General features: G+C 53.8%; 23 protein-coding genes. 10 read left to right on the plus strand and 13 right to left on the minus strand.

Translation table 11 applies throughout. From position 1 onward, the window contains the following. From PKO01S_RS07390 to leuC, 7 genes are all read right to left on the minus strand, one after another. Positions 1-1,652: dynamin family protein (locus tag PKO01S_RS07390; RefSeq protein ID WP_164779525.1), on the minus strand; the 1,652-nt coding region annotated here is incomplete at its 3' end. Positions 1,653-1,777: 125 nt separating this feature from the next. Next, positions 1,778-2,485, minus strand: coding sequence for an endonuclease III (gene nth, locus PKO01S_RS07395; protein WP_127530686.1), 708 nt, complete (start codon positions 2,483-2,485; stop codon positions 1,778-1,780). 285 nt (positions 2,486-2,770) lie between these two features. Then, positions 2,771-5,494, minus strand: coding sequence for an S-layer homology domain-containing protein (locus PKO01S_RS07400; protein WP_127530687.1), 2,724 nt, complete (start codon positions 5,492-5,494; stop codon positions 2,771-2,773). Positions 5,495-5,554: 60 nt separating this feature from the next. Next, positions 5,555-6,109, minus strand: coding sequence for a GerMN domain-containing protein (locus PKO01S_RS07405; RefSeq protein ID WP_127530688.1), 555 nt, complete (start codon positions 6,107-6,109; stop codon positions 5,555-5,557). A gap of 14 nt (positions 6,110-6,123) precedes the next feature. Further along, positions 6,124-7,611 (minus strand): N-acetylmuramoyl-L-alanine amidase family protein, encoded by a 1,488-nt coding sequence (locus tag PKO01S_RS07410; RefSeq protein WP_127530689.1) that lies wholly within the window; start codon positions 7,609-7,611, stop codon positions 6,124-6,126. Between the two features lie 234 nt (positions 7,612-7,845). Continuing rightward, positions 7,846-8,445 carry a 3-isopropylmalate dehydratase small subunit gene (gene leuD, locus PKO01S_RS07415; RefSeq protein ID WP_127530690.1) on the minus strand — a complete coding sequence of 200 codons (600 nt, stop codon included), beginning with the start codon at positions 8,443-8,445 and terminating at the stop codon, positions 7,846-7,848. A gap of 34 nt (positions 8,446-8,479) precedes the next feature. Further along, complete coding sequence (leuC, locus tag PKO01S_RS07420; RefSeq protein WP_127530691.1) at positions 8,480-9,904, minus strand: 3-isopropylmalate dehydratase large subunit; 1,425 nt, start codon at positions 9,902-9,904, stop codon at positions 8,480-8,482. Between the two features lie 190 nt (positions 9,905-10,094). On the opposite strand from leuC, the gene PKO01S_RS07425 reads away from it, so the two are divergent. Continuing rightward, on the plus strand, positions 10,095-10,997 hold the full coding sequence (locus PKO01S_RS07425; protein WP_127530692.1) for a LysR family transcriptional regulator: 903 nt from the start codon (positions 10,095-10,097) through the stop codon (positions 10,995-10,997). Positions 10,998-11,008: 11 nt separating this feature from the next. Here the strand turns inward: PKO01S_RS07425 and PKO01S_RS07430 are convergent, their stop codons facing one another. After that, the gene (locus tag PKO01S_RS07430) at positions 11,009-11,809 is read right to left on the minus strand and encodes a carbon-nitrogen family hydrolase (RefSeq protein ID WP_127530693.1); all 801 of its coding nucleotides are present in this window, start codon (positions 11,807-11,809) and stop codon (positions 11,009-11,011) included. A 122-nt stretch (positions 11,810-11,931) separates the two neighbouring features. On the opposite strand from PKO01S_RS07430, the gene PKO01S_RS07435 reads away from it, so the two are divergent. The 8 genes from PKO01S_RS07435 to mtnB all read left to right on the plus strand — a co-directional run bounded on the left by PKO01S_RS07435 (position 11,932) and on the right by mtnB (position 20,063). Further along, positions 11,932-12,393: a hypothetical protein gene (locus tag PKO01S_RS07435; RefSeq protein WP_246070483.1), complete on the plus strand. Its 462-nt coding sequence runs from the start codon at positions 11,932-11,934 to the stop codon at positions 12,391-12,393. Positions 12,394-12,561: 168 nt separating this feature from the next. Continuing rightward, complete coding sequence (locus PKO01S_RS07440; RefSeq protein WP_127530695.1) at positions 12,562-13,767, plus strand: pyridoxal phosphate-dependent aminotransferase; 1,206 nt, start codon at positions 12,562-12,564, stop codon at positions 13,765-13,767. A gap of 442 nt (positions 13,768-14,209) precedes the next feature. Further along, entirely contained in the window at positions 14,210-15,316 is a 1,107-nt protein-coding gene (gene proB / locus PKO01S_RS07445) for a glutamate 5-kinase (RefSeq protein WP_127530696.1), read from the plus strand. A gap of 13 nt (positions 15,317-15,329) precedes the next feature. Continuing rightward, the gene (locus PKO01S_RS07450) at positions 15,330-16,595 is read left to right on the plus strand and encodes a glutamate-5-semialdehyde dehydrogenase (RefSeq protein ID WP_127530697.1); all 1,266 of its coding nucleotides are present in this window, start codon (positions 15,330-15,332) and stop codon (positions 16,593-16,595) included. A gap of 48 nt (positions 16,596-16,643) precedes the next feature. Then, positions 16,644-17,516 (plus strand): pyrroline-5-carboxylate reductase, encoded by an 873-nt coding sequence (gene proC, locus PKO01S_RS07455; protein WP_127530698.1) that lies wholly within the window; start codon positions 16,644-16,646, stop codon positions 17,514-17,516. Continuing rightward, positions 17,513-18,745, plus strand: a complete 1,233-nt coding sequence (locus PKO01S_RS07460; RefSeq protein ID WP_127530699.1) for a 2,3-diketo-5-methylthiopentyl-1-phosphate enolase — start codon at positions 17,513-17,515, stop codon at positions 18,743-18,745. The genes proC and PKO01S_RS07460 overlap by 4 nt, the downstream gene beginning before the upstream one ends. Positions 18,746-18,747: 2 nt before the next feature. Then, a complete protein-coding gene (locus PKO01S_RS07465; protein ID WP_127530826.1) occupies positions 18,748-19,422 on the plus strand; it encodes a 2-hydroxy-3-keto-5-methylthiopentenyl-1-phosphate phosphatase in 675 nt (224 codons plus the stop codon). Continuing rightward, positions 19,419-20,063: a methylthioribulose 1-phosphate dehydratase gene (gene mtnB, locus PKO01S_RS07470; protein ID WP_127530700.1), complete on the plus strand. Its 645-nt coding sequence runs from the start codon at positions 19,419-19,421 to the stop codon at positions 20,061-20,063. The genes PKO01S_RS07465 and mtnB overlap by 4 nt, the downstream gene beginning before the upstream one ends. Before the next feature lie 96 nt (positions 20,064-20,159). Here the strand turns inward: mtnB and PKO01S_RS07475 are convergent, their stop codons facing one another. After that, complete coding sequence (locus tag PKO01S_RS07475; protein WP_127530701.1) at positions 20,160-20,960, minus strand: alpha/beta hydrolase family protein; 801 nt, start codon at positions 20,958-20,960, stop codon at positions 20,160-20,162. Between the two features lie 274 nt (positions 20,961-21,234). Here PKO01S_RS07475 and PKO01S_RS07480 point away from each other — a divergent pair, with 274 nt between their 5' ends. Continuing rightward, entirely contained in the window at positions 21,235-22,299 is a 1,065-nt protein-coding gene (locus PKO01S_RS07480; protein WP_127530702.1) for a MerR family transcriptional regulator, read from the plus strand. On the opposite strand, the gene PKO01S_RS07485 is transcribed toward PKO01S_RS07480, so the two are convergent. The 4 genes from PKO01S_RS07485 to PKO01S_RS07500 all read right to left on the minus strand — a co-directional run bounded on the left by PKO01S_RS07485 (position 22,296) and on the right by PKO01S_RS07500 (position 25,258). Beyond that, a complete protein-coding gene (locus PKO01S_RS07485; RefSeq protein WP_456152489.1) occupies positions 22,296-23,096 on the minus strand; it encodes a GNAT family N-acetyltransferase in 801 nt (266 codons plus the stop codon). The two genes, PKO01S_RS07480 and PKO01S_RS07485, sit on opposite strands and share 4 nt — an antisense overlap. 16 nt (positions 23,097-23,112) lie before the next feature. Continuing rightward, complete coding sequence (locus tag PKO01S_RS07490; protein WP_127530704.1) at positions 23,113-23,664, minus strand: NUDIX hydrolase; 552 nt, start codon at positions 23,662-23,664, stop codon at positions 23,113-23,115. 102 nt (positions 23,665-23,766) lie between these two features. Beyond that, on the minus strand, positions 23,767-24,243 hold the full coding sequence (gene fur / locus PKO01S_RS07495; protein WP_127530705.1) for a ferric iron uptake transcriptional regulator: 477 nt from the start codon (positions 24,241-24,243) through the stop codon (positions 23,767-23,769). Positions 24,244-24,532: 289 nt separating this feature from the next. After that, positions 24,533-25,258, minus strand: a complete 726-nt coding sequence (locus PKO01S_RS07500; RefSeq protein WP_127530706.1) for a DnaD domain-containing protein — start codon at positions 25,256-25,258, stop codon at positions 24,533-24,535. Positions 25,259-25,289 lie beyond the last annotated feature (31 nt).

The raw sequence follows: 25,289 nt of genomic DNA on the forward strand, positions 1-25,289 counted from the left end.
GCCGCGTCAGGCGCCGGCAGCGACGGCGCGGCCGGCTTCGCCGGCAGCAGCGCCGCCAGCGCAGCTGCTTCCGCGCTGAGCCGCTGCGCCAGTGCCTCAAGCTTCGCGAGCGCATCCGCGCGCGAGCCGAGCTCGCGCAGCTCCGCTTCTGTCTCCTGCGCAGCTGCCGTACTGTCCGCCGCCGATACTTCCGCGATGTCGTCGATCAGCGGGAAGGCCAGCTGGCGGTACACCGCTTTGACATCAGCCGCAATATCACGGCTATACGTCATCGTGTATTCATTGCCGAACGAAGCGCCCTTACTGACGCGGCTAGTCAGCCATTCCGGCGACGCTGACCATACGATGCCGGCCAGCTTCTGCGCAATCTGATCGTCCGGCACGCCTGCCCGGTCGAATGCTTTGCGAAGCATTTCGTTCAGATGCCATTCGATTCCTGATTTTACGACCGATTCGAATTCCGTCCGGAACTGCTCCAGCCGCCGCTCTTTCTCTGCCGCGGTCTTCGCTCCGGCGAACAGCAGACCCGCCTTAAAGCCTGGCTTGCAGCTCTCCAAGAACGAATGAGCAGTATCGCGCAGCGACGCAGGTGTCACAATCGCTCCATCAATCAGCGACTGCGCTTCATGCCGGAGCGACAGCCGGATACGCTCTGGCTCCCCACGCAGCTCTTCCAGCCGCGATTTAAGCGAATGAATCGTCTCTCTTAGCTCTGCAGCACCCGCTTCTCCGCCTGCTTCGCTGATATAACGCAAACGCTCCGGTTCAGCCAGTTCCTCTTGCCGCTTCGCATGTACGCCTGTCAAATGGCGCAGCGAAGCCGAGATGCTCCAATCCGCTAACGGTTGCCGAACTCCCGCCAGCTTACGCATCAAGCCAAGCAGCGACTCATATTCGTTATGCGGATGATTCGGCTCCCGCATCGTAATGTATAAAATACCCGCCGGCTCCAAATGCCAGTTCGCGAAGGCTTGCTCCACGCTGTCCTTATATTCGGCGAAAGGCAGTTCCTGTTCCCGGTGCTTATCGATTTGGTTGACGACCAAATAGAGCGGTTTGCCCCAATCTTTTAATTCCTTCGCGAACGTGAAGTTGATTTCGGATTGCACATGGTTATAGTCCATAACGTAGAACACGACATCGGCCAGGTGAAGAGCCGACTCCGTCGCTTGCTTATGCGCATCGTCTGTCGAATCGATTCCGGGCGTATCGAGCAAAATAATATCGTCTCCGAACACTTCGGAAGGATATACGATCTGCACGGTCATATATTTCGCCCCGTCGATACAATAACGGTTCAAATGCTCCAGCTCGGAAGTTGGAAGCTCGACCGCTTCCGTCCGTCCATCCTCTGTCATCTGCGTAATCGTGACAGAAGCTTTCTCACCGCCTTCGATCGAAACGACGTTCGCACTCGTCGGAATCGGGTTCGTCGGAAGCAATTGCGCCCCGCAGATCCGGTTCACCAGCGTCGATTTCCCGGCTGAGAAATGGCCGCAAAATGCTATCGTCAGCTTGCCGCTCTCCCGCTTCGAAGCCAGCTCCTTCAGTTTTTCTACCGTACTCTCATCCCCGGAAGGCGCGATCGCTTGGCTTAGCCTTCCGATCGATTCCATCCACTTGCTCGCTTGCGTCTCCGTCATATGGCTCATCGGTTTCTCCCACTTTCCAGTACAGCCGTTACTTGCAGCTGCTGTCCCTGTTCTCCAGTCCAACTCTTCTTCTCTATACATACTCGTCAATCGGTTTCATCGACTCCGCATAAGCGTATGTCCGCTCAGCCTTGTTTCGCTGCCTGACGCGCACCTGTTTTCGGCAGTTTCTTCGGTCTGGCGGCAGCCGCCGGCTTCATCCGTTTCGCGCCTTCCTTGCAAATGTCCAGCAGAGGACAAATCTCGCACTTCGGCGACTGCGCTTTACAGTGATACCGGCCGAAAAAGATAAGCGTATGATGCGTTTGCGTCCACATATCCCGCGGGACTAGCTTCATCAGCTTCTTCTCGACCTCGAGCACCGAATCATCTGCCTTCGCAACACTGAGGCGCTTGGATACCCGCTCCACATGGGTATCGACTGCAATGGCCGGTACGCCGAATGCATTGGACATGACAACGTTAGCCGTCTTACGGCCAACTCCCGGAAGCTCAGTCAGTTGTTCATGCTCCCTCGGCACATCGCCGCCATACTTATCGAGCACGAGCTGGCACAGCTTTTGAATGTTGGATGCTTTGCTTCGGAACAGACCAATCCGCCGAATATCCTGTTCCAGTTCTTCAAGCGGCACGGCCAGGTAGTCATCAGGCCGCTTATATTTCTTGAATAAGTCCGCCGTCACTTTATTAACGGTCTCATCCGTACATTGTGCAGACAACAGCACGGCGATCGTCAGTTCGAACGGATTGCTGTGATTCAGCTCGCAATGCGCATCCGGGAACATCGCCGTCGTCTCCTGCAAGATTCGCGTCATTCGCTCCTTCGCGTTCATACCGGTCTCTCCCCATTAAACCTCTAATGAACAAAAGTGTAGCGAAAAATGTCGCGCTGCGCAACCGATTATCCGTTATATTCCAGTGCGGATTTATGCCATTTCGTTCCGAATTTGTTGACACTACCCGTATTTCCGGCTGCGGATGAATCCAAACGTACGGGCTTTACTGCCTTCTGTGCCTCTTCAACGCAAAATCCCTGCACCGAAGTGCAGGGATTCCGCCTGTTCATCTGCCGATAAAGTTGAGATTACCCATGCTTACATTGTTGTAGATTTGGTTCTTTATTTCTTCTCGATCTCAATCAGTTTATCATCGTAATAATACAATACGAGCGCACTTTCTTTCTCAATCGATTGCGGCGTAATTACCGCACCGCCCGAAGTAAGAGCAACACCATTCAACGAATATTGGAATTTGTCCGTAATAACCGCCCTCATCGTTTGAAGAGTGTTCGTAGCCGCATCGTATTTCGAGAACTTCTTCTGTTCCGACTTCAGAACCGTGGCAACGTAGTTGCCATCGGCATCCTTACGGATCTCAACACGGTCCCCTGCTTGCAGAGCCGTGTAGGTATTCGAACTTACGCCGTTGCGGATAATCGTATATTTCGAGCTAAGCGGGAACGCAGCCGTAACGCCGTTATAATCTGTCATTACGATATTCGTGCTGTCTATTGCGCGTACGGCACCAATCGTGACCGCAACTCGCTGGATACGTGCAAGTGAACTGCCGTTAAATGTTACATTCACGACGCTGCCCACAGGCAAGCTGCCAAGTGCCAACTTACCGCCGGCATCATCCAACACATCGATGCCTGAAGCGGAGTAGTCAATCGTACCTGAACCATCAGCCAACGTAACGCGGGATGATGAGGCATTAACGGCCGCGACCTTCAGCTGGCGTTTGCTAACCACTTGAATGACATTGACTTTATCCTGCTCTTGGTTCATGACGGCAATAATTTCGTTGCCGTTTTGCAAGTCTGCAAGCGAACCGCTGGATTTGCCGTACAAATCAACAACCGGTGACTGCATGCCAAGCGTAAGCAAATTGCCGCCCACCGACATCGTAAGCTTCGAGTTAGCCGTATCGACGGATACAAAAGTACCCGTATAACGGTAAGACAATTGAATCTTGACGACTACATCGCCGGTATAGCTGACCGTAATTTTGCGGCCATTGTTCAGCATGCCTCCGGATAGAGCTGCTTCCAACGTTAAGGACACGCCATTCGTCTCGATCTGACTGTTAGCGTTGAATTGCAGCAGATGCGGCTGGCCTTTGCCGTCCACGACATAGAGTCTCTTATCTTTCGAATCATAGGACCGAATCTCAACGCCTGCCGCCATCTCTACTTTGCGGTTCGTCACTTTCACCAGTGTCACTTGATCCGATTCGTTCAGCGTCAGCTCCAGCTGATCGTTCTCTTGAAGGTCAGTTAACGTAGCAGATGGAAGTCCTTCAATATTAATGACAGCCGCAGCCGCAACCGGCTTGGTCACATACTTCTTGTCCTTAATGTAGGTCAAAGTGTTCTTATCCGAATTGAAGAACGTGCCGGAGTCAGACAACTTCACAGCGCCGCCGCTCACTTCAACACGAGACACGGCGTTGTCTTTCACTACGTACGACACTTTGTCGCCGGTTTTGATGTCTTGGAGCGATTTCAGCACTGTCGTGCCTGAAATAAAGATGGCATCCGTTGCTACGTTCCACGTCTCATCGGTACCGTCCGCTAACGTCACCGTAATTGCCGATACCCCGACCGATTTCACCGTTCCGCTGCCTGTCTTATTCACTGGTGCATTCGGAGAATCAACTACCTGGACCGAAATCGCAATCGGCGATGTACGGAACGTGTCGCGAACGACTTTAACGTTGGAATCTTTCGTTAAAGCGGAGGCCGCAATCGTCTTGCCGTCTTTATCTTTCATTTGCAAGGTGTCATCGTAGACGATTTCCGTAGGGGTGTCGCCTACCCAGATCCACATCTTGTGGCTGGCAGCAACGAAGCGGTCGAACGTGCCGCTGATCGTCTCAACCTTCTGCTCATCGTTCACTTGTTCGACGTACAGCGCTTTACCGTCCTTTGCAATTACGAATACACGCGCGTAAGGAATTAAACTGCTGTCCGCCATAAACTGCTCCGAGCCCGTATGCGAATAGAGCGTATCCGAACTGGTTGTATACGTCTGAGGACCGGCCGAAGTGTGGAGCGTAATCGTTCCGCTGCCGGAGGAAGTAAGGATCCCCTCTGTCTGTCCCGCGTATTGAACCGTAAATTGCGATTCAGCGCGGCTGAGCAGCGTCGCCATCATCGCCCGGTTCACGGCACCCTTCGGATCGAACTTATTGCCGGCGACGCCATTAACCAAATTAAGCGATACGGCCGTATTGATATAACCGCCGTACCCTTCGCCTACGTTCGCTGCATCAGCAAAAGTGAGCGGCTTGCTCGCAGACGCTTTCGCATCGGCGCTCTTGCCGATCGCATTCACGATCAGCTTCGTCACCCATTCCCGGGACGCTTTGCTGCTGCCCCAGGCTGTACCGGTTTCCTTATCGGCGATGCCGAATTGCTCGTTCTGGTTGATCAGACCTTTCTCGAATGCTAATACGACGTACGGAGTGAAATATTTGTCCACTTGGAAAGATGTCGGAAATACGACTGCTTCGTCGCGGTTCACTTCGCTTTCAAGTCCAGCGAAACGAATCGCCATAACAATCGCTTCTTGACGAGAGACGCTGTCTGCCGGCCGGAATTGGCCGTTATTGCCGAGAATGATGTTCTGCAGCGCAAGCTTCGCGATATGCTTCTCCGCCCAATGCCCCGCTTTCACATCGGTGAACGGTGTGGAAGCTTTTACCGAGACGGTGCCCGCAGTGCTTGCGACTGCAGTTGAGTCATACGGGACGGCTGTCTGCGCGGACACCGTTCCGCCAGCAACCAGCGACATTGCGAGCAGCCAAGCGGACGCTTTGAATGATTTGGACCGATAAACCATGAATGATTGCCTCCTCGATAAGTGCAAATCGATATGATGCCAGTAATGAATGATATCCGCTTACTTCACGATCGGATGAGGCAGTTCCTCGTGTCCCATTAGACTGTCGACCGCTTCGCCGTCCACAAGCAGCTCGATAGACTGAACATCGTCGAATTGGAACAACGTTTTCTTGAGTGACTCGATGGCCATCACTTCCCCTGGAGCGCCGAGTCTAGAACCTTCCGGCAAATGAAGGTTGATCGTCACGGCGCCATCCTTAATTGCCGAGGACAGCACCTCCACTTTGCTCCATAAGGACACCGCGTTGCCTTCGCCTTGCGACTGCAGCGCCTCCAAAGCGGCCGATATTTTCTCCTGATCCGTGTCATATTCAATTTCACGGCTTTGATCCACAAGAACGGTGAGATCCTCATCTGTCAAATAAACATGGATGGTCTGTTTCTGCTTGGACGCATCGACTTGCGGTTCGGATTGTCCGGCTGAGACAACGGCTTGATTGTCCGTGGCAACAGCTTTCTCATCACTCTTCGATTTCGAGCCGCAGCCCGACGCAGCACCGATCAGCATGGCTCCAACCAACAACAGTCCGATCGTTGTACGTGTATGGCTCATTCCGATCACCTCGTTTATTGAAGCTTTAACTGCTCCTTAATGCCTGCGGCAACAGCTGCTGCAATCTTGTCTTGAATCGCAGGGTTGAACAGCGCACTGCAGTCCGCCGTATTGGATAAATAGCCGGATTCCAGCAGAATAGCCGGCATCGTCGTTTCACGAATGACTTTAAAATTGCCGCTGCGCACACCGTTGTCTCTCAAACCGGTAGCTTTGCTCAAATACTTATGCATAATATCAGCGAAAGACTTCGAGTCTTGCCGGTAATAATAAGTCTCGGTCCCATTCGTCTTCGAAGAAGTAGAGCTGTTCGCATGAATCGATACGAAAGCGTCGGCCTTCAAGTTGTTCGCAATCTTAACCCGCTCGGTCAGATCCGGATACGTATCGTCCAATCGGGTATACGTCACTTGAATCCGCTTATCTTGATCGAGAATTTGTTTAATCTTCAGCACGATGCTCAGGTTGAACGTCTTCTCGTACGCGCCTGCGTAGCCTGCACCGGGATCCTTGCCCCCATGTCCTGCATCGATGACGACTTTATAGACCTTGCCGGTATTCGATCCCGTCGTGTCTCCCGGCTGCGCCGGAGTCGTGTTATCAGAAGGGACACTGCCGTTATCCAATACGGCGATTTGTATTTGTCCTTCGCTCTCTGTCACCTGGTAAGCGGAAGGTTTGCTCAAATCCAATACGATGCGAAGCGTCGTCGGATTGTCAGGGCCAACCGAATATCGGACTTGATAGAGTGACGGATTGGAATCGATCAACATTTTGCCGGCCGGCATGTTCGCTCCGAATGCTGCATTCGGCAAATCGAGCACGATCCGATCCGGTCCCGTCAGCGTGAACGCATTATTAGGCTTAATTACGCCTTCGTAACCGATTGTAATGCTGGACGTCCCGTCATACTGCACGTTCGTGACGTAGCCTTGAACGTTAGCTGGAACTTCAGTGTTTCCTGTGCTGCCGGTCCCTGCATTCGGATCAGTTGCACCGCTTCCTGCATTCGTACCGCTTCCTTCACTGCCGCTGCTGCCTGTACTATCAGAAGGCGATGTCTCGTTGGCAGATTGGTACAGATGTACTGACTTCGTCGGAGAGTCGTAAAACACCTGCAACCCGAGGCTTTCCGCTACGAAGCGAATAGGTACAAGCGTGACCGAATTATACACTTTGGCAGTCGCATCAAGCTGCACGGAATTACCGTTGACATTGGCAACCGGACTATCGATCGTCAACGAAATCAGGTTCGTTGCATCATTAATGTCCACCCGTTTGTCCGACTGGCTCCAACCTACTTTGAAACCGAGACCTTCCGCAACCACTCTGACCGGGACAAGCGTCGACGATTGATAAATGCGCGGTTCTTCGGTCGTTTCCAGCTGTTTGCCATTCAGATACAGCTTGGGCGTGACAGCAGCGGTAGCTGCTTGTCCGATCGCTGGAAACAGCGAAAAAATGAGCGACAACAACAGAGCAGCAGAAACTAGCTTTCTCATCTTTCACCTCTAAGACTATGTAATTGGATTGCCCGCAGCGAAATGCGCCCCAAAGAGGCACAATTCGCCTTTAACAGACGAAATAATAGACGCAGTTCGACGGAAAAAGTTGCGTATGGAGGGAAATGTTCTTTCGAAAATATGAATCTCCCTGATAAAGCAAAGAAAGCCCCGCACGAGGCGCCCGTAAGGCACCTTGTGCGAGGCTTTCCACCTTGCAGCATTTAAGGGCAATTATGCCGTTTGTGCTGCGCGTTGTGCTTCATATGCCGCAATTTTGTCCTCGTGCTGCAGCGTCAGACCGATATCGTCCAGACCTTGCAGAAGGAATTGGCGGCGGTGTTCGTCGAGCTCGATTGCGATGTTCAGACCGTACTCGTCCGTGATCACTTTGTTCTCGAGGTCAACATTGAGCTTGTAGCCTTCATGCTTCGCCGTGCGTTGGAACAGGTCTTCCACTTGCTCTTCGCTCAGCTTGATCGGCAGAATGCCGTTCTTGAAGCAGTTGTTATAGAAAATATCAGCGAACGAAGGCGCGATTACGCATTTGAAGCCGTAGTCGAGAATCGCCCAAGGCGCGTGCTCGCGGGACGAGCCGCAGCCGAAGTTCGCACGGGAGATGAGTACCGATGCGCCTTCATAGCGCGCTTTGTTCGGTTCGAAGTCAGGGTTCACATCGCCGTTCTCGAAGAAACGCCATTCGTAGAACAGAAACTGGCCGAAGCCGCTGCGCTCGATCCGTTTCAGAAATTGTTTAGGGATAATAGCGTCCGTATCGACGTTGACGCGGTCTACCGGTGCAACGATACCTGTATGATTAACAAATGGTTCCATAGTTCGCAGTTCTCCTCTCAAGTAACGGGTACGATTAGTTCGCGACTTCTGTCTTCAGCGTCCAATCGCGGACGTCCGTGAAACGGCCTTTGATTGCCGCTGCTGCTGCCATTGCCGGGGACACGAGATGCGTGCGTCCGCCGCGGCCTTGACGGCCTTCGAAGTTACGGTTCGACGTCGATGCGCAGCGTTGGCCCGGCTGCAGGACGTCAGGGTTCATCGCGAGGCACATCGAGCAGCCTGCTTCACGCCATTCAAAGCCCGCTTCGGTGAAGATTTTGTCCAGACCTTCCTTCTCCGCTTGCATCTTAACGCGGCCGGAACCTGGAACGACGATTGCCGTTACGCGGTCGCTAACCGTGTAGCCTTTAGCCACTTGAGCTGCAGCGCGAAGGTCTTCAATACGACCGTTCGTACACGAACCGATGAACACATAATCGATTTCGATTTCGCTCATTGGCGTACCTGGTTTCAGATCCATATATTCAAGCGCCTTCTCAGCCGCTTTACGCTCGTTCTCCGTCGTGAAGTCCGCAGGATTCGGAACGGCTGCCGTAATGTCCGTACCCATGCCTGGGCTCGTTCCCCACGTTACTTGCGGAATCAAGGAATCAACATCGAAGTCAACAACCGTATCGAATTCAGCGCCTTCGTCCGTACGCAGCTCCGCCCACTTCGCGACAGCTTGATCGAACGCTTCGCCTTGCGGTGCATGCTCACGGCCGCGCAGGTATTCGAACGTCGTCTCGTCAGGAGCGATCAGACCAGCGCGCGCGCCTGCCTCGATCGACATGTTGCACACCGTCATACGCTCTTCCATCGTCAGCGTGCGGATTGCTTCACCCGTGTACTCGAGTACATAGCCCGTAGCGAAGTCCGTGCCGTATTTCGCGATAACGCCAAGGATCAAGTCCTTCGCCGTTACGCCTGGTTTGCGGGAGCCGATGAAACGAACTTCCATCGTCTTTGCTTTCGATTGCTGCAAGCATTGCGTCGCCATAACGTGTTCGACTTCGCTCGTACCGATACCGAATGCGAGTGCGCCGAATGCGCCGTGCGTAGACGTGTGGCTGTCGCCGCAGACGATCGTTTTGCCCGGATGCGTCAGGCCGATCTCAGGACCCATAACGTGAACGACGCCTTGGTCGATATCGTTCAGGTCGAACAGGCGTACGCCAAAGTCCGCGCAGTTCTGCGTCAGGGTGTCAATTTGTTGCTTAGAGATCGGGTCTTTAATATTGAAACGGTCTTTCGTCGGAACGTTGTGGTCCATCGTTGCGAACGTCAATTCCGGACGGCGTACTTTACGGCCGGACAAGCGCAGCCCTTCGAACGCTTGTGGAGACGTTACTTCGTGTACCAGATGAAGGTCGATATACAAAATGCTCGGCTTGCCTTCTTCCGAATGAATGACGTGATTGTCCCAAATTTTCTCAAACATAGTTCTTTTCTTCGTCATCGCGTTTCACCCCGTAATAAGTCTATTCTATTTCGTAGTTAGGTACTGAATTTACATTAACAATAGCATGTTCATATTGATTGATCCAAGATATAATATCTATAAACGCTATAGTTATTAACTATTAGCTGTTATGAGCAGTGCAGTCGGGCTTTTGCCCTTGCCGCGTGCAATCAGGAGGAAGAAATAGATGGAATTAAGACAGCTTCAATACGTCATTCAAATCGCCAAAGAAAAAAACTTCTCCCGCGCTGCGGAGAAGCTTCATATTGCCCAGCCTTCGCTGAGCCAACAGTTGTCCAAGTTGGAGAAGGAAATAGGCGTGCTGCTATTCCGGCGTACAACCAACTCGGTCGAATTGACGCATGCCGGCTCTGTATTCGTTCATAAAGCGCAGACGATTCTGGATGCAGCTGAACAGTTGAAGCAAGAGATGGAAGATATGGCGCTTATGCGCAAAGGCCGCCTTGTCGTCGGGAGTCTGCCAATTACAGGCTCGCATATTTTACCGCTCGTCCTTCCTGTCTTCGGGTCGCTGTATCCGGAAATCGAGGTCGTGCTCATCGAGGATTCTTCTTCCAAGCTGGAGCAACTGACGGCGAGCGGAGAAACGGATATCAGTCTGCTGTCGCTGCCGCTGGAAGATCCTTCTCTGGCCTGGGCACCATTAATTGAAGAAGAAATATGCCTTGCCGTTCCTGAGCGGCATGCCCTCGCCAAGCATACCGGACCGGTTGATATCCGCCAGCTCCAGAGCGAGCCATTCATTGTATTGAAGAAAGGACAAGGCTTCCGCCAAATTACGCTTGACCTGTGCGCTCAAGCCGGCTTCTCGCCGTCGATCGTGTTCGAGAGCAGCAATATTGAAACAGTTCAATCGCTCGTTGCTGCCGGAATGGGCATCGCCTTCGTGCCCCAAATGATTACCCGCGCGACGCGCGATGAATTTACGCCTCTCTATTTAGCTCTTGGTGACCCTGCCCCTTCCCGCACGCTTGTTATCGCAAGCCGGAAGGGACGTTATTTATCGCGTGCCGCCGAAGCGTTCATCAATACGATGAAACGAACGGTCGACCAACATTACAGCAAGTAAGCTCTGCCGGCTTATTCGTAAAGCAGCGGGCGGCGGTCTTCGAAGACCGGGATGCGCGTACGGACTTCATCGACGAGTCCAGGGTCGATCTCGGCCGTTAAGATGCCTTCTTGATCGCCGCTCTCCGCAATCACTTCGCCCCAAGGATCGATAACCATGGAATGGCCGAAAAAGACGGTCTCTCCGCTCTGGCCGCACCGGTTGCAAGCAATGACGTACATTTGATTCTCGATTGCGCGCGCCTGCAACAGTGTCCGCCAATGATGCAGACGAGGATTCGGCCATTCAGCCGGAACAAACAACATCTTCGCCCCGCTAAGCGCCAGCTTGCGGGCTAACTCCGGAAAGCGGATGTCGTAGCAGATCATCATGCCTGCCGGCATGCCGTCGATCGACAACGTTCCTGTCCGACTGCCCGGCTGGAGATGCTTTTCCTCGTCCATTAACCGGAACAAGTGGATTTTATCGTATTGTCCGAGCTCCTCGCCGCTCCGGCCGAAAGCATGAATCGTATTATAGACCCCCGCTTCCCGCTTCTCTGCTATCGATCCTCCGACAATACTGACCTGATGCTCGCGCGCGAAGGCAGACAACCTCTCCTGCGTGCTTTCCCCGTTCTCATCCGCAAGATCGCCGATCTGTTCCAATGCATAGCCGGTATTCCACATTTCGGGCAGCACGATGACATCCGGCTTCGGATCGGCAGAGACTGCTGCATGCAACATCTGCTCCGCCTTCCTATAATTAGCTTCCGGCTCCCCGATCTTAATATCCATTTGAAGCAGAGACAGCTTCAATTTCGCCTTATTCATCATTCCTCTTCCTTTACGTGCAGTTTGTATTTTCCTAATCATACCCCCTCATGGAACCGTGTCAAGCAGGGTACGTTAAGACGGAACGGCGTAGTTATATTTTTAGGTGAAGGAGATTGTCCATGAGATCACATCCGCTTTCCCGTATTGCCGCTGCGGTTGCACTGCTGCTCATGATTCTTGCAGCCGCGAATCCGGCGCTTGCGTATGCATCTGACGCAAAGGCCAAATCGCCCAATCACCCGGTCCAAGTGTTTGACGTCAAGGCCGAAAGAGTCGTTAAGTCCGTCGATAATGATAAGCAGTACCAGAAATTTGCCCGCAGCTGGTTGAAATCCGTTACCGGACTCGCGCCGCAGCTCAAAGCAGACGACAATTGCCAATATGTGTACCGCGTTCCGCTTCATAAACCAGCCAAGGTGAAGATCACAGGTACTGAACTTGTAGTGAAAGAAGTATTCTTGTTCAAATGCGATGGCAAGCCGCCGCTGCTGCTCGTGTTCGATGAACAGCGCCGTCCGTATTTGCTCTTGTTCACAGCCGATATTCAGCCGTTCATTACCCGTATCGGAATCCCTTCTTAATCCGCTTCACACCGTCTCCGCATTTTGATCATGCCCGGAGACGGATACATAAAGATTCATGTTCGAAATGGGCATCCTATACAGCCTGGGTCCGCTCGACACTGCTGGTGCATCATGCTACAGTTAGTTCATAAAGTCGATCTGAATAGGTGGAGTGTGACCAAACGAATGGCAAGCAATCATCCTTATATAGCTGTCCATCCAGCGAAGCGGATGAACGGATTACCTAAACAGTTTTTCGCGGCGCTCGTTGCTAAGGCAAATGCCCAGATGGCCAAAGGCCGCGATGTCATCAATCTTGGGCAGGGCAATCCGGACCGTCCGACACCTGAGCATATCGTAGAATCGTTAAAAAATGCGGCGGACAATCCGCTGTATCACCGTTATCCGCCCTTCAGCGGTTACCGGTTTCTGAAAGAAGCCGTTGCATCCCGCTATGCGCAGGATTACGGTGTCGAGCTTGATCCAGATACAGAGGTTGCCATACTGTTCGGGGGCAAGACCGGTCTTGTCGAGATCGCCCAATGTATGCTCGATCCCGGCGACATCTGCCTCGTACCGGACCCGGGTTATCCCGACTATTGGTCCGGCGTCAAGCTTGCAGGCGCCGAGATGGCGTTCATGCCGCTGCTTGAGGACAACGGATTCCTGCCGGATTATTCTTCTATTCCACCTGGTACGGCTGATCTGGCGAAGCTGATGTTTATCAACTACCCGAACAATCCGACAGGTGCTGTTGCCGATTTGCCATTCTATGAAGCAACAGTCGAGTTCGCGCGCAAGCATAATATCGTTGTCGCAAGCGACTTCGCATACGGCGCACTTGGCTTCGACGGCAAGCGTCCGGTCAGCTTCCTTCAGACGCCGGGAGCGAAAGAAGTCGGCGTCGAATTTTATACGCTGTCTAAGACCTACAATATGGCGGGATGGCGCGTCGGCTTCGCCTTGGGCAACCGTGAGGTTGTCGGCTTGATCAATCTCATCCAGGACCATTATTATTGCAGCTTGTTCGGCGGCATCCAGGAAGCGGCGGCAACGGCGCTGACAGGCTCGCAGCAATGCGTCGAAGAGCTGGGTGCGGTATACGAGAGCCGCCGCAATGCTTTGTACGAAGAGCTGGAATCAATCGGCTGGAAAGCGGCAAAGCCGGGCGGTTCATTCTTCTGCTGGCTGCCTGTGCCAAAGCCGTATACGTCTTCAGAGTTCGCCGACCATGTACTGGAACAAGCGGATGTCGTCGTTGCGCCAGGCATCGGCTTCGGCGAGAATGGTGAAGGCTATGTGCGGCTCGGCCTGCTTGCACCGGAAGAGCGGCTCCGCGAAGCGGTACGCCGAATCGGTGCGCTCGGATTGTTCGGAAGGCCGCAGCAATAGCCGCAGTGCGGATTGCTGGCCATTAGCCTAGCAGGCACTTGCGTTTCTTTACACCAGTGAGCAATCATGCTATGCTGTTTTTAATCGAAAATTCGTAAGCGTAATGACGGGACCAGTAAGCGAATCATAGCGCCGCGCTCAGAGAGTAAATTCCGATAGGCTGTAAGAATTTACCGCGACCGATCGCCGAACCCTACCCCCGAACGGCCGGCCAATCGCCGGACAGCGCCTCCTGTTATGAGGCTTGAGCGGGACGGCCCCGCAGACTTCTACCCTACTTGGGCGAAGACTGTGTATTGCCGTCAACAAAGGTGGTACCGCGGAAGTACAGACTTTCGTCCTTTATGATAAGGATGGAAGTCTTTTCTTTGTTTACTGTTCGATTTGGTATCCGCAATTTAACTCGATTTCATTCATTCTGTCGTCGTAGGAAGGGATCTTCATGGGTAATCGAATTGTAGTAAAGATTGGCAGCAGCTCGCTAACTTCTGATGAAGGCGGCCTGAATCGGAGCAAGCTCGATTTCTTCGCCTCCGAGCTGTCTGCATTGAAGCAAGCCGGCAACGATGTGGTGCTCGTCACGTCCGGCGCCGTCGCAGCAGGGTTCCGCGCGCTCGGGTTTACGTCGAGACCGAAGTTGCTGCATGAGAAGCAAGCGTCTGCCGCAGTCGGGCAGGCTATGCTCATGCAAGCCTATCAGGAGTCATTCGGCCGCAGCGGCCACACCGCGGCGCAAATTTTGCTTACGCGGGCCGATTTCTCGAACCGCAGACGGATCGAGTGCGCGATGATGACGATGGAAGAGCTTCTTCGTCAAGGCGCAATCCCCGTTATTAACGAGAATGACACGGTCGCAACCGAGGAACTGAACAAATTCGGCGACAACGACATGCTCTCTTCACTCGTCGCCAATCTCGTCAAAGCGAGCCAGCTCGTCATTCTGACCGATACCGACGGCTTGTATACGGCAGATCCCCGTTTCAACCAAGATGCGAAGCGGATCGAGCGCGTCACGCAGCTGTCGGAAGAAATCATGCAGCTGGCAGGCGGTTCCGGCTCTTCTGTCGGCACCGGCGGCATGCGCTCCAAGCTGGAAGCGGCTCGGATCGCAATGCGCGGCGGCGTTCCAGCGTTCGTCGGCCGAGCCGTTGAACCCGGCGACTTGAAGCTTGCTGTCGACGGACACGGCAAGGGTACATACTTCGAGACGACAAACGGCAACTTGCCGGTGAAGAAACAGTGGCTAGGCTTCCATTCGATGCCGCTTGGCCGCATCATCGTGGACGAAGGCGCGGAGGTGGCGCTTCGCAACAGCGGCAAGAGCCTCCTTCCTGCCGGCGTCCGGCAGTCCGAAGGCGATTTCCACGCTGGCGACGTCGTCGAGGTTGTCGGTCTTGCAGGCGATACGATCGGGCGCGGAGTTGTCAACTATGATGCATGGCAGCTCAAAGCCGTTGCCGGCATGAACACGGATGAAGTGAAATGGCGGATCGAAGTGCCCCGTATTGAAGTGATCCACCGCGATGAATGGATAACGCTTAAAGCATAGGAGGACAATGGGTATGAGTGAAGTGAACACAGTAAGCGAAGTAAAAGCGAAAGCGGCGCTCGCGAAAAGCGCTGCAGCCGGCATGAACCGGCTGACAACCGCTCAGAAGAACGAAGCACTGCTCACAATGGCAAATGCGCTTATTGCAGAACAAGCTTCTATTATCGAAGCGAATGTTCTTGACCTGCAGCGCGGACGCGAGAACGGCACGAGCGAATCGCTGCTCGACCGGCTTGCGCTTAACGGCAAACGCATCGAAGGGATTGCCGAAGGGCTGCGCCAGATCGTCGAACTGCCGGATCCAGTCGGCGACCTGCTCGAATCGTTCGATCGTCCGAACGGCATGCATGTCGAGAAGCTCCGCGTACCGCTCGGCGTCATCGGCATTATCTACGAAGCTCGGCCGAACGTAACGGTTGACGCTGCCGGTCTCTGCTTGAAGACGGGCAATGCCGTCGTTCTGCGCGGCGGCTCAGCAGCACTCGAATCGAACCGTCGCATCGTCGAAGTGCTTCGCGAAGCGATCGCGAAGACGGCAATGCCAGTCGAGGCGCTCCAGCTCATCGAAGACTCGAACCGTTCTTCCGTCGATGAGATGCTGCGGCTCAACGGTCTACTCGATGTGCTCATCCCGCGCGGCGGCGCATCGCTCATTCAGAACGTCGTAAAGAATGCAACGGTTCCTGTTATTGAAACGGGCGCAGGCATCTGCCATACGTTCGTCGACGAATCCGCGAACATCGAAATGGCCGCAAGCATCGCGGTCAACGCAAAAGCACAGCGGCCGTCCGTATGCAACTCGATGGAAACGCTGCTCGTTCATCGAGGCATCGCCGAGCAAGGACTGCCGTTCATTGCAGAACAAATGAGAGCTGCAGGCGTCGAGCTGCGCGGCTGCGAGAATACGCGCAAGCTGTTGGCAGACGCTAAGCCGGCTGGGGAACAAGAATATGCGACGGAGTACAACGACTATATTTTGAATATCCGAATCGTTGAAAGCTTGGATGAAGCACTCGCCCATATCGCGAAGTACGGCACCATGCATTCCGAGTGCATCGTGACGGAGAACGCCGGCAACGCGGAACGTTTCATGCAGGACGTCGACGCTGCCGCAGTCTATCACAACGTGTCGACCCGCTTCACGGACGGCTTCGAGTTCGGCTTCGGCGCCGAGATCGGCATCAGCACGCAGAAGCTTCATGCGCGCGGACCAATGGGGCTGCCTGCTCTTACTTCGACCAAATACCGCGTAACCGGCAACGGCCAAATCCGCGGCTAAACGTAAGATAAAATAAATAATATAGATTCGGACTGGAGGGTTCCTGCTATGAATACATCTTCTATCCCTGCCGCTCTAGGCACGCTTAAACTGTGCTTCTATGGTGCGGGTTCGATGGCGGAAGCCATCGTGCGCGGCTTGATCAGCCAAGAACTTACGAAGGCATCGAACATCGGCATGCTGAATCGTCAGAACGCGGAGCGCCTTGCTGAACTTAACAGCCGCTATGGAGTCGTGACCGCTGGAGACGATGCCTCTAAGCAAGAGATGATCCGTAATGCGGACATCGTATTTTTGGCTCCGAAGCCGAAAGATGCCGCTGGCGCACTGGAGCAGCTGCGCCCGCTCCTCTCCCCCAATCAATTGATCGTCAGCGTCATTGCAGGATTGTCCATTCGGACGATTGAGCAATTGCTCGGCCGCCCGATGGCCGTCGTCCGCACGATGCCGAATACATCGAGCACAATCGGTCTCGGCGCGACTGGCATCAGCTACTCGTCCTCTGTTACGGAAGAGCAGCGCGCACTGTCAGAAGCGATGTTCCAAGCGGTCGGATTGACAGCTGTCGTCGAAGAACCGCTGCTCGACGTTGTAACAGGCGTATCCGGCAGCGGTCCGGCTTATATCTATTACATGATGGAATCGATGATCGCAGGAGGCATTAAACTCGGCTTAACGCCGGAAGCGGCGCGCGAGCTGACCGTACAGACGGTTCTTGGCGCAGCTGAGATGGTTCGTACGACCGGCGAGCAGCCTGCCGACCTGCGGCGCAAAGTAACATCGCCGAACGGCACAACGCAAGCAGCGCTGGAGACACTCGACGCGCACGGCTTCTCGGAAGGAGTGGAGCGCGCGGTTGCCCGTGCTGCTGAGCGTGCCGGCGAGCTTGGTGCCGATATCGAAAGGAGCGCGCTCAAATGAACGGCTATTGCCTAGCGACTTATCGCGTCTTTGACGATAAAGCCGATTTTCAGAAGAAAGCTCAAGGGATTGCCGTTGGCCTGACGGTCGGCAGCTGGACCGAGCTGCCTGAAGCGAAGAAGGCAGAGATGGAGAAGCATCTGGGCAAAGTCGTTTCCGTTACGGCTCACGAGCCGGAAGGCTTAGAACCCGGCCAGCGGTACGCGGATATCCAGATTGCTTATCCGGACGTCAATTTCAGCCGCGATATCCCTGCCCTGCTCGTTACGATATTCGGAAAGTTGTCGATGGACGGACGGGTGAAGCTGATCGATATCGATGTGTCGCCCGAGTTCCAATCGGCGTTCCCTGGACCGAAGTTTGGTCTGCAAGGCGTACGCGACCTCGTAGGCGTACATAACCGGCCGCTGCTCATGAGCATATTCAAATCCGTGATCGGACACGATCTGAGCGGCTTGGAGGAACAGTTCTACCGCCAGGCGCTTGGAGGAGTCGATCTGATCAAGGACGATGAGATCTTGTTCGAGAACCCTCTTACACCTTTGGTGAAACGTGTGGAGACGTGTATGCGAGCAGCCCGGAAAGCGAAAGAAACGACCGGACAAGAGCTGCTCTATGCAGTCAATCTGACCGGACCGACGTCCAAGCTGCGTGACAATGCGCTCACAGCAATCGGTGCTGGTGCGAATGCGCTGCTGTTCAACGTCTTGTCCTATGGATACGATGCGCTGCATGAGCTTAGCGCCGATCCTGCCATTAACGTACCAATTGCGGCGCATCCGGCCATGGCTGGCGCGTTCTATCAATCGCCGTATTACGGAATCGCAGCGCCTGTGCTGCTTGGCAAGCTGATGCGGCTGGCAGGAGCCGACCTCATCCTCTTCCCTTCCCCGTACGGATCGGTTGTTATGCCGAAGGAAGAGAACATGGCAGTGCGCGATGTGCTGCTTGATACGTCCAGCTCTCTGCGGAGGAGCTTCCCGGTTCCATCCGCGGGTATTCATCCGGGCCTTGTACCGCTCATTCTGCGCGACTTCGGCACGGATGTCGTCGTCAATGCAGGCGGCGGCGTACATGGCCACCCGCTCGGTACGGAAGCCGGCGGTCAGGCGTTCCGGCAGGCGATTGATGCGACGCTGGCAGGCCAATCGCTAGGCGATGCCGCTTTGCAGCCTGGCCATGATGCATTGAAAGCAGCAATTGAAGCTTGGGGGGTTAAAGAAGCGTGAACATCGGAAACGAACGGAAACGGGTCATTTTTTGCGACTTCGACGGCACGATCACAGTTAACGACAACATTGTCGCGATCATTAAACATTTTGACCCGCCCGGTTGGGAACCGATCGTGCAGGACGTATTGGCGCAGCGCATTTCGGTGCGCGAAGGCGTCGGACGTATGTTCGCGCTGCTGCCTTCTTCTATGCAAGCCGAAGTGGTCGATTACGGCGTGAATAACGTGCGTATCCGCGAAGGCTTCGCCGATCTGCTCGCTTACTGCAAGGAGCAGGATATCGAATTTTATGTCACGAGCGGCGGCATCGATTTCTTCGTCTATCCGGTGCTTGAACAGTTCGGCATACCCGTCAATCATATATACTGCAACGGGAGCGACTTCAGCGGTGACCGGATCGAGATTACATGGCCGAATCCGTGCGACGAGCATTGCCAGAACGATTGCGGCATGTGCAAGACGACGATTATGCGCCGGTTCCCGGCAACCGCAAATGAGCGGCTGCTGATCGGCGACAGCGTCACCGACTTTGAAGGGGCGAAGCAAGCAGATCTGGTCTTCTCCCGCGCTCAGTTGACGACGAAATGCCAGGAACTTGACCTTCCGCATGTTGAGTTTGAGACGTTCCACGATATCATCCGCTTTTTGCGTACAGAAAGGACGACGGTGCAATGAAATTCGACCAACTGACGACGGAGGAGAAGCAGAAGGCGCTGTCGGAGCTTCGCAGCACGAAAGAGCTGTTCGCATCGCGCAACTGGTTCCCAGGAACAAGCGGCAACCTGTCCGTACGGGTCGGCGAATTCGATCCGTCCTCCTTCCACTTCGCGATTACGGCGAGCGGTAAAGACAAGACGGTCCATACACCGGAAGACTTTTTGTTCGTAGACAAGGACGGCAAGCCGAGCGAACCAACTAAGCTGAAACCTTCGGCGGAGACGCTTATCCACTGCGAGATCTACCGGATGACGGGCGCTGGAGCGATCTTCCATGTGCATACGGTGTTCAACAACGTGATCAGCGAATATTTCGGGGAACGCGGCTCGGTGCCGGTTGACGGCGTTGAGCTTATTAAAGGGCTGGGCAATTGGGAAGAAGAGGCGCATATCGATATCCCGATCGTCCCGAACTACGCCGACATCCCGCGCATCGTACCGGAAGTGACCGCCAAGCTGCAGCAGGGCGTGCCGGGCATTATTTTGCGCAAGCACGGCATCTATGCATGGGGAGCGAATGCTTTCGAAGCGAAGCGTCATCTGGAAGCGTTCGAATTTATATTCGAGTATGTCTACCGCTTGGAGCTGTTGAAGAAATAACGCGAAGGTTTATGAAAGTGTCAAAAAAGCACGGCATCAGCGTTCATTGACGCTAAGCCGTGCTTTTTCTTTATCCCTATTGCGCAATACAACGGATCAGCTCAACTGTACGCGCAAGAAGTCGATCGTATTCTGTACCGCTTCCTTCAAAGCTGGCGACGCGCCTTCATAAGGCTCTCCTGCATTGAAAGTATGGTTCGCGCCGCTGATCAAGACGTAATGATGGCCTGGCGCCGTCTGCTGATATGATTCGAATAAGGCAAGCAACTGCTCGCGGTCTTGATCGCCTTGTATAAACAAGGCAGCCGTAGTCAAGGAAGGTACTTTATCCGTAAGGTTATACCGATCGAGGTTAAGCTGCTGGTCTTCCGCCAGAACGGCTTCCAGCACGCTCAGCTCCGCTTCGCTGTTCGCGCTAGCCTGACGCTTAGCACCTGCGCCGCCATTCCATACGACGACGGCTTTCACGTCATCCGCATGCTCGAATGCATAAACCAAGACACTGCCTCCCGCGCGGCTGTGGCCGATCAATCCGATCTTCTCGGTGTCTGCTTGCTCCGATTGCGGAAGACGATGCTCATGCAGCGCTTGTACGACAGCCGACAGATCCAGCTGTTCCTGCGTTAATGTCGTAGCTGCAGCAACCTGCCGCTCATCAAGCCCGTCTCGTGCCGCCGATAGACGCGAGAAATTGTAGCTGACCGTATAGAATCCGCTGTCAGCCAGCTTTTTCGCCACTTCCGGCCAGAAGGCCCAGTCTTGATGACCTTTAAATCCGTGATTCAAAATGACGACCGGCTTCGGAACTCCATCTTGTAAGCTCGTCACCCTGCCCTCCACCTTCAATCCATTCAAGTGAAGCGTAAATTCCGCTGCCGTAATCGTTGGAGCACTCATTCGAACCTCTCTCCCTTCTTGTAATCCTTGCTTGATAATAAAAAAAGAGGGCAGCATTCGTTCCTCTCAAGAGAGAATGAATACGGCGCCTCTGATTTCAACAGTCAGCATCGACTTACGATAATTCTTATTAAGATTATCGGAATAGTAAATAAAAAATATCACCAATGATGAGATCTGTCAAGCGGCTGGTCAATATATTGTGCTTGACCTTGCCGCTGCGTTAACGTTCATAATAGAACCAATGACATCCGTACGATAAGGAGCGAACGACATGAAAGTTCAGGAAGTGGCTAGAAGACTCGGCGTAACGCCAAGGGCGGTCCGGTTTTATGAAGAGAAAGGGCTTGTTCATCCGAGGAAAGCAGCCGGGAACGGGTATCGTCTCTATACAGAGGACGACGTCGAGAGGCTGCGTTGGGTCGTTGCTCTTCGTGAGCTTGGCTTGCCGCTCGCCTCGATCGCAGATGTGCTCGATGCAAGATCGCAAACCGCCGGACAAACTTCTTTGCTTGCCAGACTCGACGTCGCGAGAGCGGAACTGTACGCGCAATGGCGTTCCGCAACGCAAGCTCTCGAAGCGTTCGATGCGGCCGTAACGCGCTTGCAGCATGGAGAAGAAGAGCTCCAGCTGCTAGAAAATGCAGCGGTCAAGCTGCATGACTTGCGGCTGCTGCGCGAGTCATGGCAGGATCGTTGGCAGTTCGACGGCTTAGCAGCCGTGCACGCCGAAGACGCTGCGCTAATCTATTGGAGCCAACGGTTAAACCGTGCCGAATATAATCAGGCTTTGCAGCGTGCCGTCGAATGGCTCGACCCGAGCGATGGCGAGCAAGGACTTGATCTTGCCGCAGGAACCGGCAATTTGACCGCTCTGCTCGTTAACGAAGGAACAGCCGTTACAGCCGTGGAGCAATCGGCTAACATGCTGTCCGTATACCGCGACCGATTCTCCGCTGCCGACGCCAAACAGGGCAATCTGCTTGCACTGCCTCTGACAGAAGCCGTATACAGTTATGCAGGCTGTACGTTTGCCTTTCATTACTTGGAGCACGCTCAGCAGATCGCCGCGCTTGAGGAGATAGATCGAGTGCTGCTTTCCGGCGGCCGATACGTCATGACAGGACTTGCGAAAGAGCACTTAGCCGCACCACAGCAGCAGGAAACATCTGCGATGGATCGCCAGCAAGCCCAAGTTGAACAGCGGCCGAATGAGCCTGATCAGTTGTTCGAGATTGATTATGCTGCACTAACGGCTTGGCTGAACAAACGCGGATACCATGTCATCCTGGAGCAAGTATCAGGGGTAGTGACGCTGTTATGTGCCATTAAGCCTTAGCAGCCCTGCTCTTTCACCCGATACCAATGCTCATACACATGCTCAAATCCGAGCTTTGCATAGAGCTTTCGTGCAGGCGCATTGCTTGCAACTACAACGAGGAAGCTATCCGTAGCTCCATTATCTCGTCCCCAGTTTAATAGATGCAGGACCAGCTGCTCGCCGAATCCCCGCTGCCGGTAATTCGAATCCGTCACGATATCCCAGAGTCCGATGTAATTGCGGACAATTACACCTATTCCGCATGCAACAACCGTTTCGTCATCATCATGCAACAAAAAGAAACCCGATTGCGTGCGGATATTGCTCAGCATTCGGAACATCGTGCCCTTTTGATCGAGAGAAGCCCGCGACAGCCTGCAGTAATGTTCCAGCCACTCTTCCGTTACTAGCGGAAACACAACAATATGCCGCAGCTGCGGCTTTTTCAAATCGGCAGTCAATGCCAACGTCTGGACACTACACCGGTCGACCAACCTATAGCCTTGGCTCTCCAACATCTCATCCAGTTCACTTGGTTGTGCAATAGGACTCATTTTGAAAGCAGACCGCAGTCCCTGACTGCGATAGAGCGTTTCGCACCCGGCGATTGCTTCGTCCAATTGGATCCCGGTATCGGCTGCATAGAGCGGAACAATCGAATTCGCCCGCTTCGAGTATCCTTCCGCGAACCTTAGCACCCAGCTATCACGAACCATCGTCTGCAAGGACGGCCATTGGTTTAATTGCAGCTGCTCCAGCGTCCTAATCTTATGCTCGCTTATAATTTGGTATCCCTCCTTCGTTAGAAACGTCAGCCATGATCACCTGAGACTATCTAACCGCAATCTCATCGCGACGCCGTATCAAATAGCTCTCTCGCAGCGCTTCATCCGTCTCCAATAACGGATCGAGTATCGCTTTCGTGCTCTTCACCTGAATATTCCCTTCGAAGATCGAACATAAGTCGATGCAATGACGGCCCTCAAGCAAATCCGGCAGCGCGAGCGGAATGTTCTTCGCTACACCTTGATTGCTTGGATGCATAATCCAAGCAATCGGTTTCCAATCCAGAATCCCTTCTTCCATGCCGATCGGCGTCGTAAGCTGATATTCGTCATCAAGCTCCGCTGTGTAGGTATACATCCCGCCGTAGTCGGTACTGTCGGTCGACCATGTGATGATGCCAGCGAACCGCAGCCGGTATGCCGACTCGGGAATGCCCGTTTCTTCGCTTATTTCCCTCACCATCGATTGTCTTGGCGTTTCGTCTCGTTCCAGCCGGCCTCCAATTCCATTCCAGCACCCCATCCAACTCGGGTTATTGCGGTTGATGAGCAGAATACGATTCCCTTGCCGGATAAAACAAATATTGTATTTCAGCATGCTGTCGTGCTCCCCTTTTCGATTCAAAATGAAACAGCCCTTCCGTGTGCCGGAAAGGCTGTAATATATGAAACGGCCGCAGTTGAACATGAGATTCAACTGCTAGACCGCTTTCCGTTGACGTTTGCAATCCGTATTGTTGCATGCTTTGAAGTGTCCTGTGAAGTCAAGCCTATGGTCCGTCACCCGGAATCCATACTCGCGCAACAGGCGCTCTTCCAGCTCCAACAGCCAGTCGTCCTTGATTTCTTTGAGCGCTCCACACGTGTGGCAGATCAAATGATGATGCATATGCTCATGATCCTCGCTGCGCAGGTCGAACCGCGCAACGCCGTCACCGAAATTCATCTTCTCGACTATATGAAGCTCCGTCAGCAGTTCGAGTGTCCGGTAAACGGTCGCGAGTCCGATCTCCGGGTATTTGCCCTTGACGAGCATAAACACTTCCTCGGCGCTAAGATGATCCTGCTCATTCTCCAGCAGGACGCGCAGCGTAACGGCGCGCTGGACGGTCAGTTTGTAGCCTTTGGCGGCCATTTGTCGATTGATTTTCTCGATTTCTGCTTCTACTTGCAGCATTGCGGTTACCTCCTTCGTAAGCGACGGTGCCGTCGAACGGCTTCCAGTCTTGAAACGACGCCATACATTCACGCCTAACCCATTTTGAAAAGGCTTACTTTTGTAATGATTATAAACTAATCGTAATACAAAAACGGACGGGATGCAAACATTCATTTGGTTAAAAAATTTTCTTTATTTTTGTTACGCGTGTGGCTTTTTAGAATAATCGCCCGAATGTATCACTATTACTCAGATTCAACATTACAAAGGGCCGTATCCGATATGGATGCGGCCCTTTCTTCTATGCTTAGCCCCGTCCGCCGCGAAACTTCTGCGAATGGGCGCGCGCTTCTTCCGTGTTCGTCACACGGTTGCGGCTCCACTCCAACAGAATGCGGTCGATATAGCGAAAATGCAGTTTGCCCGCGAATACCGCTTCCTTCAGCGCGAAACGAATAATTTCGTCGGAGTAACGGTCTTGGTCGAGCCATGCCGCGATCGTCTCGCATTCCATCGGCGACAGAGGGCGTCCGAACTCCTGCTCAAATACGGCAAATAAGTTGTCGGTCGCAGGAGCAGCATTCACACTCTCTACAGCCTGCGAAGCAAAACCAGCACCTGCCGCTGCCTGTCTGGCAGCAGAAGAAGCAGCATTCGCTTCCCGTTTCATCGCCGCCGATTGCTGGCCCGAGCGGATCAGCCAGCTTGTCCAGTCGTACCGTTCGGAGCGAACGCCAGACATCGGATCCGCTTCTTCTTCTATCGTCAGCAGCCCTTCCTTCATGAGCTTGCGAATCGATTGCACGACGGCGTTAATCGGCTGCCCCATTCGCTCAGCCAGCTGCTCCGGCGTCGGAAATTCATTCCCTTCCGCTTCGCGGAACGCCATCAGATGAACGAGCAGCATCATCTCGCTCTCCTCAATCCCTAATGCGCGGTACGTTCGCAGAAGCGCGAAGGGGATGAACACCCCTCCGCCGCTCATCGCATCCGCTAAGCCTCGCGCATACGCTTTCCATATTTCATCCTTCAACCGATGTCCCTCCCACGCAGCATCTAACGTC

It is taken from the genome of Paenibacillus kobensis NBRC 15729, assembly GCF_004000825.1.
Taxonomy (GTDB): domain Bacteria; phylum Bacillota; class Bacilli; order Paenibacillales; family Paenibacillaceae; genus Paenibacillus_T; species Paenibacillus_T kobensis.